Annotated in this window: 15 protein-coding genes; 3 read left to right on the forward strand and 12 right to left on the reverse strand. The window is 45.7% G+C overall.

The annotated features are described in order from the left end of the window. Positions 1 to 659: lipoprotein-releasing ABC transporter ATP-binding protein LolD (lolD, locus tag ABY436_RS06390; protein ID WP_372738168.1), on the reverse strand; the 659-nt coding region annotated here is incomplete at its 3' end. Continuing rightward, positions 652 to 1,896: a lipoprotein-releasing ABC transporter permease subunit gene (locus ABY436_RS06395; RefSeq protein ID WP_372738169.1), complete on the reverse strand. Its 1,245-nt coding sequence runs from the start codon at positions 1,894 to 1,896 to the stop codon at positions 652 to 654. The genes ABY436_RS06395 and lolD, both read right to left, overlap by 8 nt. Positions 1,897 to 1,992: 96 nt before the next feature. Between ABY436_RS06395 and ABY436_RS06400 the strand changes: the two genes are divergently transcribed. The 3 genes from ABY436_RS06400 to ABY436_RS06410 are packed head-to-tail and all read left to right on the forward strand — an operon-like array spanning position 1,993 to position 3,732. Continuing rightward, the gene (locus tag ABY436_RS06400; RefSeq protein ID WP_372738170.1) at positions 1,993 to 2,553 is read left to right on the forward strand and encodes a PilZ domain-containing protein; all 561 of its coding nucleotides are present in this window, start codon (positions 1,993 to 1,995) and stop codon (positions 2,551 to 2,553) included. A 9-nt stretch (positions 2,554 to 2,562) separates the two neighbouring features. Beyond that, positions 2,563 to 3,432: a DNA replication terminus site-binding protein gene (locus ABY436_RS06405; RefSeq protein WP_372738171.1), complete on the forward strand. Its 870-nt coding sequence runs from the start codon at positions 2,563 to 2,565 to the stop codon at positions 3,430 to 3,432. A 6-nt stretch (positions 3,433 to 3,438) separates the two neighbouring features. Continuing rightward, complete coding sequence (locus ABY436_RS06410; RefSeq protein WP_372738172.1) at positions 3,439 to 3,732, forward strand: hypothetical protein; 294 nt, start codon at positions 3,439 to 3,441, stop codon at positions 3,730 to 3,732. 36 nt (positions 3,733 to 3,768) lie between these two features. Here ABY436_RS06410 and sthA read toward each other — a convergent pair whose 3' ends face one another. The 10 genes from sthA to ABY436_RS06460 form a co-directional block, all read right to left on the reverse strand. Beyond that, positions 3,769 to 5,169, reverse strand: a complete 1,401-nt coding sequence (gene sthA, locus ABY436_RS06415) for a Si-specific NAD(P)(+) transhydrogenase (protein ID WP_372738173.1) — start codon at positions 5,167 to 5,169, stop codon at positions 3,769 to 3,771. An 87-nt stretch (positions 5,170 to 5,256) separates the two neighbouring features. Further along, positions 5,257 to 5,505 (reverse strand): (Na+)-NQR maturation NqrM, encoded by a 249-nt coding sequence (gene nqrM / locus ABY436_RS06420; RefSeq protein WP_177201151.1) that lies wholly within the window; start codon positions 5,503 to 5,505, stop codon positions 5,257 to 5,259. Between the two features lie 7 nt (positions 5,506 to 5,512). Beyond that, complete coding sequence (locus ABY436_RS06425; RefSeq protein ID WP_372738174.1) at positions 5,513 to 6,547, reverse strand: FAD:protein FMN transferase; 1,035 nt, start codon at positions 6,545 to 6,547, stop codon at positions 5,513 to 5,515. Positions 6,548 to 6,553: 6 nt separating this feature from the next. Beyond that, a complete protein-coding gene (gene nqrF / locus ABY436_RS06430; protein WP_372738176.1) occupies positions 6,554 to 7,783 on the reverse strand; it encodes an NADH:ubiquinone reductase (Na(+)-transporting) subunit F in 1,230 nt (409 codons plus the stop codon). Positions 7,784 to 7,822: 39 nt separating this feature from the next. Further along, complete coding sequence (gene nqrE, locus ABY436_RS06435) at positions 7,823 to 8,434, reverse strand: NADH:ubiquinone reductase (Na(+)-transporting) subunit E (RefSeq protein ID WP_372738200.1); 612 nt, start codon at positions 8,432 to 8,434, stop codon at positions 7,823 to 7,825. Next, on the reverse strand, positions 8,431 to 9,090 hold the full coding sequence (locus ABY436_RS06440) for an NADH:ubiquinone reductase (Na(+)-transporting) subunit D (RefSeq protein WP_372738177.1): 660 nt from the start codon (positions 9,088 to 9,090) through the stop codon (positions 8,431 to 8,433). Before ABY436_RS06440 ends, nqrE begins: the two co-directional genes overlap by 4 nt. A 3-nt stretch (positions 9,091 to 9,093) precedes the next feature. Beyond that, complete coding sequence (locus ABY436_RS06445; protein WP_372738178.1) at positions 9,094 to 9,873, reverse strand: Na(+)-translocating NADH-quinone reductase subunit C; 780 nt, start codon at positions 9,871 to 9,873, stop codon at positions 9,094 to 9,096. Next, positions 9,863 to 11,071 (reverse strand): NADH:ubiquinone reductase (Na(+)-transporting) subunit B, encoded by a 1,209-nt coding sequence (locus ABY436_RS06450; RefSeq protein ID WP_372738179.1) that lies wholly within the window; start codon positions 11,069 to 11,071, stop codon positions 9,863 to 9,865. The genes ABY436_RS06445 and ABY436_RS06450 overlap by 11 nt, the downstream gene beginning before the upstream one ends. Positions 11,072 to 11,083: 12 nt before the next feature. Continuing rightward, positions 11,084 to 12,427 carry a Na(+)-translocating NADH-quinone reductase subunit A gene (locus ABY436_RS06455; protein WP_372738180.1) on the reverse strand — a complete coding sequence of 448 codons (1,344 nt, stop codon included), beginning with the start codon at positions 12,425 to 12,427 and terminating at the stop codon, positions 11,084 to 11,086. Positions 12,428 to 12,746: 319 nt separating this feature from the next. Further along, a complete protein-coding gene (locus ABY436_RS06460) occupies positions 12,747 to 14,183 on the reverse strand; it encodes a glyceraldehyde-3-phosphate dehydrogenase (protein ID WP_372738181.1) in 1,437 nt (478 codons plus the stop codon). Positions 14,184 to 14,286: the final 103 nt, after the last annotated feature.

Genomic DNA, 14,286 nt, shown 5'->3' on the forward strand with positions numbered 1-14,286 from the left:
CTGAGCTCTAAAACCCGATCCATACGATGTGCCAATTCAGCGTCATGAGTGACAATAATGAAAGACGTTCGAAACTCCTGATTCAAACGCGACATCAGGTCCTGAACATCATTAGCCGTATGATTATCCAGGTTTCCTGTGGGTTCATCCATCAATACACAGGCAGGCTGAGTAACCAGCGCACGTGCAATAGCCACACGCTGTCTTTCCCCCCCGCTGAGCTGAGCTGGTTTGTGTGTTAACCGGGCAGACAAACCAACGGCTTTCAACATCTCTTGAGCCCGGGCTCGCGCTTCATGAATAGCCACTTTGCCTAACAACAATGGCATTGCTACGTTTTCAACAGCATCAAACTCTGGCAACAGATGATGGAACTGATAGACAAAACCCAACTGGCGGTTGCGAATCTGTGCTCTTTTTTCTTCAGACACAGAGTACAGCGACTCACCACCGACACAAACCTCTCCCTGAGTAGGCGCTTCCAGCCCACCCAGAATATTAAGCAAGGTGCTTTTGCCAGAGCCGGACGTTCCCATAATGGAAATTCGTTCACCTTCTGTAATCGTCAAACACACATCCTTCAAGACCTCCAAAGGACTACCCGCTTCCGTGTAAACTTTACCGACAGCGTCACACACCAATACAGCTTTACTATTCATAACGCAACGCCTCTGCTGGCTGAGTTTTAGAAGCGCGCCATGCCGGATAGAGCGTCGCCAGGAAGCTGATCGCCAAGGCAGATGAAGCAATCAGGCCTACATCTTCCCAGTTTAACTGCGAAGGTAAGTAGCTGATGAAATACACATCCGAAGATAAAAACTGAACACCCAATGCCTGCTCAACCCACGCAACAAGATCCGTCACACTTAACGCCAGAATAACGCCAAGCGCCGACCCTATAAATGTACCAGCAAAACCAATAACAATACCCTGCACCATAAAAATACGCATGATCATGCCGGGTGTAGCACCCAGTGTGCGCAATATAGCAATATCAGATTTCTTATCTGTAACGACCATCACCAGTGTTGAGACGATATTAAATGCAGCCACAAAGACGATCAAAAAAAGCAGCAAACCGATCATTTTCTTTTCCATTTGAATCGCCTGAAAAAGATTACCATGCGTACGCGTCCAGTCAGAAACAAGGAAGTAACCCTCCAGGGCTGAGGCAATCTCACGCGCAGCAACCGGCGCTTCAAACAGGTCCTGGAAAGTGACGCGCACACCTTCCACACCGGCAGAAATACGCTTCAAACGAGCGGCATCATCTATGTGTATATAGGCAAGAGAACTATCCAGTTCAGCACCGACAGAAAAAATACCGACGACAGTAAAACGCTTTAACCGCGGCGTAACGCCTGCCACACTGATAGAGGCTTCAGGTAATACCAGTGTCACCTTGTCACCCACGCGCGCTCCTAAATAGCGGGCTAACAGATCACCTAAAACCACACCGAATTCACCACTTTTAAGGTTATCCCACTCACCATTGAGCATATGCTGTGAAACAATCGATACCTTACGCTCAGCGATAGGGTCAACGCCTTGCACTATCACGCCACGAACCTGACCAGAAGAGGTCAGCATGCCTTGTGCAGTAATAAAAGGAGCAGTGGCTATAACTCTTGAGTCTTGCCCGGCAGTAGCCGCTACCTGCTTCCAATCAGCTATCGGTTTTTCATAGCCAGTGATAGTCGCGTGAGGAACCATACCAAGGATTCTGTCTTTCAATTCACGATCAAAACCGTTCATTACAGACAAAACAAGAATTAACGCCGCAACCCCCAACGTCAACCCCAGCATGGAAACCAGAGAGATAAAGGAGATGAAATGATTACTGCGTTTGGCTGCGGTATAGCGCAAGCCTACATATATAGAAAAGGGTCTGAACATGGTCGCGGATTAAATCACAGTTGGGTTAGTAACTCTAACAATATTAAGAAAATCTCCGCTATACTCTAGTCAACAACACGTGAACAGGAGGTGACTGTGAGCCAGGAACGAAGGCAGTTTTATCGGGTCGAGAAAAATGTAGCGTTAGAAGTGCAGCGAGTCACCGCTGACGAAGTTAAGGTCTCACTTCAACCGGCTCAGTTTGAGGTATCTCCCTACTTCGAATTAATTTCTGAAGTTCAGGGGATCGACAAGCTACAAGACGACCTGCTTCATCAGCTTAACGATACAAACCCTCTTTTAGCACAACTTTTCAAACTGCAGGCTGAAAAGTTGCACCTGATCACACGGACACTGGCAACCAGCGGCCTGGAAATCGAAAAGCTGACCAAACAATCGATCAACCTAAGCGAGGGTGGCATGCAGTTTTTCGCTGCAGATGAACACTATCAGGTTGGTGAATTTCTTACCATCAAACTTGTTTTTTCAAACCCCTTATTGGGAGTTTTATTATACGCAAAGGTTCAACGCATCATTCAGCAAGGACAAGAGACGCATATTGCCGTGTCTTTTTACCGGATGCCTGAGAACTGCCGTATGCTCATCGCACAACGTGTGATTCAAACGGTACCTGAACGCATAGAAAACACTGATTGATAAAACAATATGAGCATCTCTGGCTTTATAGTAAACGACATTATCGATGCATTCGAACAAATGAAAGAGTCCTTATCCTGTTTTGATAAGCAGCTTGCTCTATGCAAGTTGCCCATCTCATTGCCAGGCGAAACGGGCTTAATACGAGCAGCAGATAAACAACGACATGCCCGACTAATTTTTACAGATATCTGGCATAGCGGCCATCAGGATGGTCGCAGAACACATTCTTGCTTCGGCTTAGTGGGAGCAAATCCTGATTTACTGGCTGCAGCAGAGCAGCTCAACGGATATAAAGACCAATTTCGCATCTGCATTGGCCAATTGAAAAAATCCGAATTGCCCGAAATTTCGCAGAAACTTCACCAGCGCTCTCAAGTTATAGCCGCCCGCATGAACCAGGCAGGCCTTGGTCGATTGCACCTCAAGCAGTGTTACCGGCATATTCCACTAGTAGAAACAAAACCCGATAACATACGCTTTAGCTGGTACAGCAGCGGCCGCAGCATTCGTAAACTGACAGCACATGATGCAATGGAAATGCTGTTAAAGCTTGATATTTCGCAAACACATATCAACAGGCAGATAGAGAAACTCTCACCGTTAGATAAAAATACGCCTTTAGCTCAAATACAAAAGCAGGTACCTGTTATTCGTGCCAATATCGCATGGAAAATTGACGCTACGCATTGGCAGCGTATTGCAAAAAACTGCCCTCTCCCTATACTGATCCCTCTTGGTGAAGATGATCAACTGCCAGTGCATAATAATTTAGCAGCCACACCACCCGCACAACGCAGCAGAGCTTTGCGCTCAGATAGCGTTATCGATCCTGAGCCATTTCTACCAACCTTACGTATCCATCTTTACCGGAAATAAGAACCAATGAATAACAATACGCTTCACCATATCGCAACCGGTATAGGGTTTCTGTTTCTGATTGGTTGGTATCTTTTGTTTAGGGAGCTAGGCTTTCTTGACTGGAGCACGATGCAGATGCCGACAGGTTATGAAGGCAGCGGATTGATGCTCGCCATCGTCATAATGATGACACCGGCGTTTTTTATCTGGAGTCGCTTTAACCGCTTTGTTGAGAAAAAACTGAAGATCAAAGGTATTTATTACGAAGACAGCTATTATAAAGATAGCGCGAAGCCTGACAAAAAAGACCGGGACTAGCCCGGTCTTTCCACTCACTTATTTCGTTCACCGAATCTATAGATTAGCAATACGATTCAACCCGGCAATCGCTGCAACCCGATAAGCTTCCGCCATTGTAGGGTAGTTAAAGGTTGTATTAACGAAATACTCGATCGTATTTGCACTGCCTTCCTGACGCATAATCGCTTGTCCGATATGCACAATCTCGGATGCCTGATCACCAAAACAATGAATACCTAAGATGGCAAGCGTTTCGCGATGAAACAAGATTTTTAACATGCCGACAGGCTGGCTCGAAATCTGCGCACGCGCGGTATCTTTAAAGAAAGCCTGACCGACTTCATAAGGAATTTTCTCGGCGGTAAGCTCTTCTTCAGTTTTACCTAACGAACTGATTTCCGGAATGGTGTAAATTCCGGTTGGCACTTCATTGATATACCTGAAATTACCCGTACCCACCAGATCGGCAGCAGCCGAACGGCCCTGATCCAGTGCTGCTGATGCCAGACTTGGCCAACCGATAACATCACCGACAGCATAAATATTATCTACTTCAGTTTTGTAATGCTGATCAACCGTTAACTGTCCACGGCTATTCGCCTTGAGCCCGCTCGCCTGAAGATTCATATTATCGGTATTACCCGTTCTGCCATTACACCACAAGAAAGCATCGGCACGAATACGTTTACCTGATTTCAGGTTCAGGATAACACCGTGTTCATCACCGACTACACTTTCATATTCTTCATTATGGCGAATTTTAACCGCGGTATTACGCAGATGATAACTCAGCGCATCTGAGATCTCGCCGTCAAGAAAAGACAACAAGCGATCTTGTGTATCGATAAGGTCAACTTTCACACCAAGCCCACTGAAGATCGAGCAATATTCACTACCAATAACGCCAGCACCATAAATAATAAGGGTTCTGGGGGTATGGCTTAATTTAAGTATAGTATCTGAGTTGTAAATTCGCGGATGGGTAAAATCAATATCCGGCGGGCAATATGGGCGTGATCCAGAAGCGATAACAACACTTTTAGTACGCAGTGTTTCATCTCCTTTGGGTGTCTCTTTTACGATGATCGTGGTGTTATTCTCGAATTCTGCTCTACCAAAAAACACATCAACACGGTTTCGTGCGTAAAAATTGGTACGCAGCATCACCTGGTTCGACATGACTTTTTCAGCACGTTTGAGCACCTTCGAAAAAGAAAACCAACGCGGTTCGCCAATATCCCGAAACATCGGGTTAGTATTAAATTCGATAATCTGTTTAACCGAGTGACGTAGCGCTTTTGAAGGAATAGTCCCTTTATGAGTACAATTACCACCAACAGAATCTTGCTCTTCTACGATCGCAACACGACGCCCATTCTTTGCAGCATTCATTGCTGCTCCCTCTCCCGCCGGACCTGAACCAATCACGACGACGTCATAGTCATAAACAGCCATCTATTTCCCCTTAGTTATTCGTTACACTTTATTATGCGTTAGATCGGTTCACACATTACTAAATAGGCGATAGCCATCACTCCACAATCAACTTTTAGACTTAACTTCATAAGCAAGGCTGTCTATTTTCGCTAATTCGGAGATACGACGATTCTTTTCGTCTTCATCTTCACATATGCTTTTATCGCCAGCACATATATCACAGGCTGTATCCATGCCCAGTGACGCCATACCGCCACACGAACCCGCAATCGGCTTGCCACCCATAATAACGCCAACCGACATCGCCAGAATGATCAACATCAACCCAGCAAAAACAAAGATAAAAATATCCACATCAACCTCACTTCACCAAGCGTTTTTCAAAACCCGGTGTCATTTTTTCAATAAAATATTGATCTGATTTTACAATAAAAAAAGCATCTATATTATGCTTAACGGCAAAATCATAAGCTCGATCCTCTCCCATTACCATAAATGCGGTAGCCATCGCGTCTGCTTCTGCACAGGTAGCCATAAGCACCGTAACTGAGGCTAATTTATGCGTAATCGGTTTGCCCGTTTCTGGATTGATCGTATGCGAGTACCGAATACCATTCTCTTCAAAATAGTTACGATATTCACCCGATGTTGCTATGCCAGTATTACTAATGCTTAATACTTTTTGTACTTTTCGCTCACCAATGACGGGGCTTTCGACCGCGATTTTCCAGTCTTCGTTTCCTGGCTTTGTGCCCTGCGCACGTAGCTCGCCGCCAATCTCAACCAGAAAATTATCAATATGGTTCTTATTCATTATGTCAGCCAGAATATCGACGCCATAACCTTTAGCAATTGCCGATAAGTCCACATAAAGATCCGCTGTTTTTATCGCCCGCGCCGGATCTGCTTTAAGCAGCAATTTATCAAAGCCAATCCGCTGCTTCAAAAGCGTCACTTGCGCCTCTGCCGGCGCTTTGATCACTCGCCCATCAGGCCCGAAACCCCACAAGTTAACCAGCGGTCCAACGGTTACATCAAATGAACCCGCTGTTTGATGACTAATATTCTGAGCGAGATTTAAGACGAAGAATAATGCCTCGCTAATGTTCAATTCACTATTCACAGGCAGTTGATTAAATTGCGACAACTCGGAGTCCGCAATATACGTAGACATTGCCTGATTCACTTCCAGCAGCGCTTTCGTTACCTCTTCACGAATACCCGGCACTTTGGCATCGCTTGAGTCCACCCACTTCACAGTGAATGTCGTACCCATTGTTACCCCGGAAAAAGAAACAATGTCAGAATTTTGTTTTTCTTCAGCACATCCCAGCAAAAACAAAAAGGCCAGCAGCAATGCTGCCGGCCATTTAGGGACACGAATGCGTGTATCCATCAATGCTTAACCACCGAAATCATCAAGCAAGATATTTTCAGGCTCGACACCTAAGTCCAGCAGCATCTGCACAACCGCCGCGTTCATCATAGGTGGTCCACACATATAGTACTCACAATCTTCAGGCGCTTCATGGTCCTTCAGATAGTTTTCATACAACACATTATGGATAAACCCGGACATTCCCTCCCAGTTATCTTCTGGTTGAGGGTCTGACAATGCCAAATGCCACTCGAAGTTTTCATTCTCAGCCTGAAGCTGATCATATTCTTCGTTATAGAAGCACTCACGCAACGAACGGGCACCGTACCAGAACGACATTTTACGCTTAGACTTCAATCGTTTTAACTGGTCGAAAATGTGCGAGCGCATTGGCGCCATACCCGCACCACCACCGATGAAGACCATTTCATTGTCAGTATCTTTTGCAAAGAACTCACCAAACGGCCCGTATACAGTGATTTTATCACCTGGTTTCAGACTGAACACGTAAGAAGACATCTGTCCCGGAGGGAGATCATCTTTTCCAGGAGGCGGGGAAGCGATACGAATATTGAACTTAACAATACCCACTTCTTCAGGATAATTCGCCATTGAGTATGCTCGGATAACAGGCTCCGTTACCTTAGAAACATACTTCCACTGGTTAAACTTATCCCAGTCACCGCGATACTCTTCTTCAATGTCAAAGTCTTTATAATGAACTTCGTGAGCAGGCGCTTCTAATTGAACATAACCACCCGCGCGAAAATCAACATTTTCACCTTCAGGTAATCTCAGCGTCAGTTCTTTGATAAAAGTAGCAACGTTCGGGTTTGACTCAACCGTACATTCCCACTTCTTAACACCAAAGATTTCCTCTTCAAGCTCAATACTCATGTCCTGCTTAACAGCAACCTGACATGATAAGCGCCAGCCATCTTTCGCTTCACGCATAGTAAAGTGAGATTCTTCAGTAGGCAGCATAGAACCACCTCCCTCAAGAACCTGACATTTACACTGCGCACATGTACCACCGCCACCACAAGCCGACGGGACAAAAATCCCAACGTTTGAGAGTGTCTGCAGAAGCTTACCGCCTGCTGCAACGGTGATAGATTTTTCCGGATCATCGTTGATATTAATAACGACATCACCAGAACTCACTAATTTAGAACGCGCTGCCAGAATTACCGCCACGAGTGCAAGCACTACGACGGTAAACATGACAACACCGAGAACGATTTCAGCATTCATGGGCTTAATCCATCCTTTTGTTGAACATGCCTAGCAACATTACAGCTGTACGCCAGAGAACGACATGAAACCCAGAGACATCAAACCAACAGTAACGAAGGTGATACCCAGGCCACGAAGTCCATCCGGAACGTCGCTATATTTCAATTTTTCACGGATACCTGCCAACGCAGCAATTGCCAACGCCCAGCCAATACCCGCACCTACGCCATAGACTACGCTTTCACCGAAGTTATAGTCACGCTCTACCATAAAGAGAGCCGCACCCATAATTGCGCAGTTAACCGTAATTAACGGAAGGAACACACCCAACGCGTTATAAAGTGCCGGGAAGAATTTATCCAACACCATCTCAAGGATCTGTACGATCGCCGCGATTACTCCAATATAGGAGATGTACCCCAAAAAGCTCAGATCTACTTCCGGATAACCGGCCCAAGCCAATGCACCTTCTCGCAACAGTCCGTTATAAAGGAGGTTATTCACAGGGGTAGTAATAGCAAGCACTACGATGACCGCAATACCAAGACCAATCGCGGTTTGCACTTTCTTCGAAATCGCAAGGAAAGTACACATTCCGAGAAAGAACGCCAACGCCATGTTTTCGACGAAGATAGCCCGAATAGCCAGACTGATATATTGTTCCATTATACAGCCCCCTTCTTAGAGTTTGACGCCATGATGAACTCAGGAGCCTCTACCTGCTTTTTATCATAGGTACGTATGATCCAGATGAATCCACCGATGATAAAGAATGCACTTGGCGGCAACAACATCATGCCATTGGCCTGATACCAACCACCATTAGTGACCAACGGAAGAATTTCAACGCCAAACAGACTGCCTGATCCGAATAACTCACGGAAAAAAGCAACAAACATCAGCACTGCACCATAACCCAGTCCATTTCCGATACCATCCATGAAAGAGATCCCCGGAGGGTTCTTCATAGCAAAGGCTTCAGCACGACCCATGACGATACAGTTCGTGATAATCAAACCGACGAAGACTGATAATTGTTTTGAAATATCATAAGCAACCGCTTTCAGAATCTGATCAACAACAATTACCAAAGAGGCAATAATTGTCATCTGACAGATAATACGAATACTGCTGGGCATATGATTACGAATCATAGACACAAACATATTTGAAAATGCAGTTACTGAGATTACAGCCAGCGTCATTACAAACGCTGTATTCATGTTCGTCGTTACCGCCAGGGCGGAACAAATACCAAGAATCTGTAATGCAATCGGGTTATTTTTGACGATAGGGCCCGTCAAAATATCTCTAGTTTCAGACATAATTTACACCCCCCCAGCTTTCAGATTAGAAAGAAACGGGGCATACCCGTTTTCACCCATCCAGAATTTAACCATGTTAGACACACCATTACTGGTAAGTGTCGCACCGGAAAGGCCATCGATTTGGTGGACTGCATCTGCAGCAGCAGCATCCACCTTACCTTTAATTAACCCCAACACTGGTTCCATAGCGCCATCAGCATAAACTTTCTTGCCAGGCCACTGCGACTTCCAAAGAGGGTTATCTACTTCACCACCGAGTCCCGGCGTTTCAGCATGAGAGTAAAAGCCTAAACCAACCACTGTATTAAGATCACCTTCTAAAGCAAGGAATCCATAAAGTGTTGACCAAAGACCATAACCATGAACAGGCAAAATGACTGTTTCAAGCTTACCGTCAGTCTCAACCAAGTAAACCGTTTGGTACTTAGCCTGGCGTTTAATTGATGCGATATCGACCTGTCGATCCAATTGATTGGATAGAGCAGGATCTTTTGAGGCTTTACGTGCATCAAATGTTGCAGCGTCAACCTCATCCGTGAACTCGCCCGTTTCAAGATCAATCACTTTGGTAGTGATCTGAGAGAACAGCTCTTCAACCGTTTTTGAAGAATCCATCAAACCAGCCGCCGCCAGAATATTTGTCTTTCTGTCTAGCTCTTTGTTTGCAATCTGCTGGGGCTTAAGAAGCACTGCAGCTGCAGATACGATCACAGAACAGACAACACAGAGTAATACGGTGACGGTAATCGTTTTACCGATTGTATCGTTATTAGCCGACATTGCGCGCCATCCTCCGTTTAATGTTTGCCTGAATGACAAAGTTGTCAATCAATGGTGCAAACAAGTTACCGAACAGAATCGCTAGCATCATACCTTCAGGGAATGCTGGGTTAACGACACGAATTAACACCACCATAATGCCGATCAGTGCACCAAAGTACAATTTACCGGTATTTGTCATTGAAGCTGAAACCGGGTCGGTAGCCATAAAGAACATACCAAATGCGAATCCACCTAACACAAAGTGCCAGTAAAAAGGCAGAGCAAACATAGGGTTCGTATCAGAACCAATAATGTTCAGTAAGACGGACATCGCGACCATACCGGCAAACACACCAGCAACGATACGCCATGCAGCTACTTTAGCTACTAGCAGCACAGCCCCACCAATGATAATTGCGATGGTAGATGTTTCACCTACAGAGCCCTGAATCTGCCCAAGGAAGGCATCCATCCACGTCAGGTTTTGAGCAAGAATGGCATCAACACCACCCGCTGCTGCCAAACCCAGAGGCGTTGCACCTGAAAAACCATCAACGGCAGTCCAGATAGCATCACCCGACATTTGTGCAGGATATGCGAAGAACAGAAAGGCACGGCCAGTCAGCGCCGGGTTCAGGAAGTTTTTTCCTGTACCACCAAACACTTCTTTACCGATAACCACACCAAAACTAATCCCCAGAGCAACCTGCCATAAAGGAACCGTTGGTGGAAGGATCAATGCAAACAAGATCGAGGTTACGAAGAAACCTTCGTTAACTTCATGACCACGCTTCATTGCAAACAGAACTTCCCAGAAGCCGCCGACAATAAAGACCGTTGCATAAATAGGCACCCAGTAAACAGCACCATGGATAATATTATCCCAGATACTGCTTGCATCAAATCCGGTCAAAGCACCGGCAAGAGCACCACGCCAGCCTTCCGCTTCGGTCAGACCCATACCAGCCATCGCTGTATTTGCCTGGTATCCGACGTTGTACAGACCTGCAAAAATTGCAGGGAAGGTACACATCCAAACCAAAATCATCATACGTTTAAGATCGATACCATCCCGTACGTGTGACGCTGTTTTGGTAACATATCCAGGTGTATAAAAAATGGTATCTGCTGCTTCATACAGCGCATACCAATTCTCGTACTTACCGCCTTTATGGAAATGCGGCTCCATTTTATCAAGTATATTTCTGATACTCATACGCTGCCTCTCTTAGGCTTCTTTCTCTATGCGAGTCAGATTATCGCGAAGGATTGGACCGTATTCATACTTGCCAGTACAGGCAAAAGTACAAAGGGCCAGATCTTCTTCGTCGAGTTCCAGGCAACCTAACTGCATAGCAGCTACGATATCCCCGGTGACTAACGCACGTAGCAGTTGAGTTGGCAAAATATCCAGCGGCATCAGTTCTTCAAACTGTCCCACAGGAACCATTGCTCGCTCAGAACCATTTGTGGTGGTTGTGAAATCGAACTTTTTGCCAGACGAGAGGAACGATGTAAAGACGTTCAGAACAGAAAATTTATTGGCACCAGGCAATACCCAGCCAAGAAATTCACGTTTATTTCCTTCGGTCAATACGGTTACCTGATTAGCATAACGCCCCAGATACCCAAGAGGACCTTTTGCCGTCCGACCATTCCAGACAGAACCATTAATCAAACGGTTCTCACCGGTAGGCAGCAGGCCAACAGTCAACTCACTCAACTTAGCACCCAGACGGGTTTTAAGAATGGCAGACTTATTAACATGCGGACCAGCAACAGATACAAAGCGCTCAACAAACAGACGGCCTTCAGTAAATAGTTTACCGATAGCAACCACGTCCTGATAACCAACAGTCCATACAGTTTTTGTACGAGACACCGGATCAAGGTGGTGTATGTGAGTTCCGGCATTACCTGCAGGATGAGGACCATCGAACTCTTCGACAGTGACGCCATCAACGCTGGGGACTTTTGTGCCCGGCGCTTTACACAGATAAACCGCTTTCTCACTCAGCTTTGTCAGCAGTGTTAAGCCGTTGGCGAAATCATCAGCGTATTCTTTAATGAATAATGCAGGATCTGCCGCCAACGGATTCGTATCAATTGCAGTTACAAAAATAGAAACCGGCACAGTAGCTACCGCAGGCACCCGACTAAACGGACGCGTGCGAAATGCTGTCCACAGGCCTGATGCCTGAAGATTTTCAACTACTTGCTCACGCGTAACAGCCGAGAGCTGAGCAACATCATAACGTGCGAATTCTATTGCTTCTTCTTCAGCATCCAGCTCAATAACAACCGATTGAAGAGCCCGACGCTCTCCTCGATTGATCTCGCTTACTACCCCAGCACCTGGTGCAGTTACCTGAACGCCTTCAGTTTTCTTATCGGAAAAGATCACTTGACCGAGTTTTACTCGATCACCCACCTTGACGGCCATAGTTGGTTTACAACCAATATAGTCTGGCCCAATCACGGCGACCGACCGAATTTCCGCCACAGAACTTTTAACAGTCTGATGCGGAGAACCCGTTATCGGTAGATCTAGACCTTTATTGATCTTGATCATACACCTCACCCAATCACGATTAAATTTTTCGAGATCTTGCTTCCTTTCCGCCGGATATTACAAACCGTCATTTAAACTATACGGTCTATTATTACCGATCTTCTTATTAGGAAAACGAACAACCCCACCTAAAAACTCATTAAGTATACCTGAGCGCCACACTCCATATCTACAAAGAGCCACGGCAAAACCGCTGCTACCTTGGGCGTACTTAGGCAAAACAGCTAGATCTATTTAGTCTATATATAGAATTAAAAGAAATAACGACAATAAGATCAAAAAAAACCGCGTCATGCGGTTTTTTTCTGAAAAATATCAACTATTTATTTGCTTTGGGAAACGCAGGCAAAGTGACATCAGCCATCTTCTGAGCCATACGAATAACCTGACAGCTATAGCCAAATTCATTATCATACCAAACATACAACACACAACGATTACCTGTTGCGATTGTCGCTAACGCATCAACAATACCTGCTGCACGCGAACCCACAAAGTCACTCGACACGGCTTCAGGCGAGTTGCTGTAAGCGATCTGCTTCTGCAAGGGCGAATGCAACGCCGCATTACGCAAATAATCATTAAGCCCTTCACGATCAACCGCTTTTGTAAGATTGAGATTCAAAATAGCCATTGATACATTCGGTGTAGGCACACGAATCGCATTACCCGTCAGCTTACCCTCCATCACAGGAAGCGCTTTAGAGACCGCTTTGGCAGCACCTGTCTCAGTAATAACCATATTCAGACCAGCCGCACGACCACGACGATCACCTTTATGGTAGTTGTCGATCAGGTTCTGATCATTTGTGTAAGAATGAACAGTCTCAACATGACCATTCTCAATACCGTATGCATCGTTAACAGCCTTCAGCACTGGTGTGATGGCATTCGTTGTGCACGATGCTGCAGATAAGATCAGATCCTCATCTTCAATATCATGATGATTAACACCCATTACGATGTTTTTGACACCTTTACCTGGCGCTGTCAGCAAAACACGCGCCACACCTTTTGACTTAAGGTGCAAAGACAAACCTTCTTTATCACGCCACATACCGGTGTTATCGATAACGATTGCGTTATTAATTCCGTACTGTGTGTAATCGATCTGATCAGGAGAGCTTGCGAAAATCACCTTGATCTCATTACCATTGGCAATCAGGGTATTGTTCTCTTCATCGATCTGTATAGTCCCTTTGAAAGAACCATGCACCGAATCACGACGCAACAAGCTGGCACGCTTCTCCAGGTCATTACTTGCATTGCCCTTACGCACAACAATGGCACGCAGACGTAAAGACTGCCCGCCACCGGTACGCTCGATGAGCAAACGCGCCAACAAACGACCTATACGACCGAAACCGTAAAGCACGACATCAGTACCCTGGCGAGCTTCAACACCGATAACCGATGCCAATTCTTCTTCCAGAAACTCTTTCATGCTACGGCCGTTGCCATTCTGGCGGAACAGCACTGCCATCTTACCGACATCAACATGAGCACCACTAACGTCCAGAGACTCAATGGCCTCCAATACAGGATAAGTGTCCTGCACAGTCAGCTCTTGTGCTTCCATCTGCCGCACGAAACGGTGCGCTTTCAGCACATCAATCACAGATCGCTTAACAATCAGACGACCATATACAGAAGTTTCAATATTACGATCACGGTACAAACGACCGATCAAAGGAATCATTGACTCTGCAGTCGCTTCGCGTTCTTTCCATTCAGCGAATACTTGATCTTGGCTCACAGGCTTCTCCAACTTTACATCAACGTACGTTAAAAAATTGCGGAACATTATCCCCTTTTATCACGCAACGGGCAAACAATCTCACACTAGTACTTTAGCCGGA

Origin of the sequence: Neptunomonas sp., assembly GCF_041601355.1 — a bacterium.
Classification (GTDB): Bacteria; Pseudomonadota; Gammaproteobacteria; order Pseudomonadales; family Balneatricaceae; genus Neptunomonas.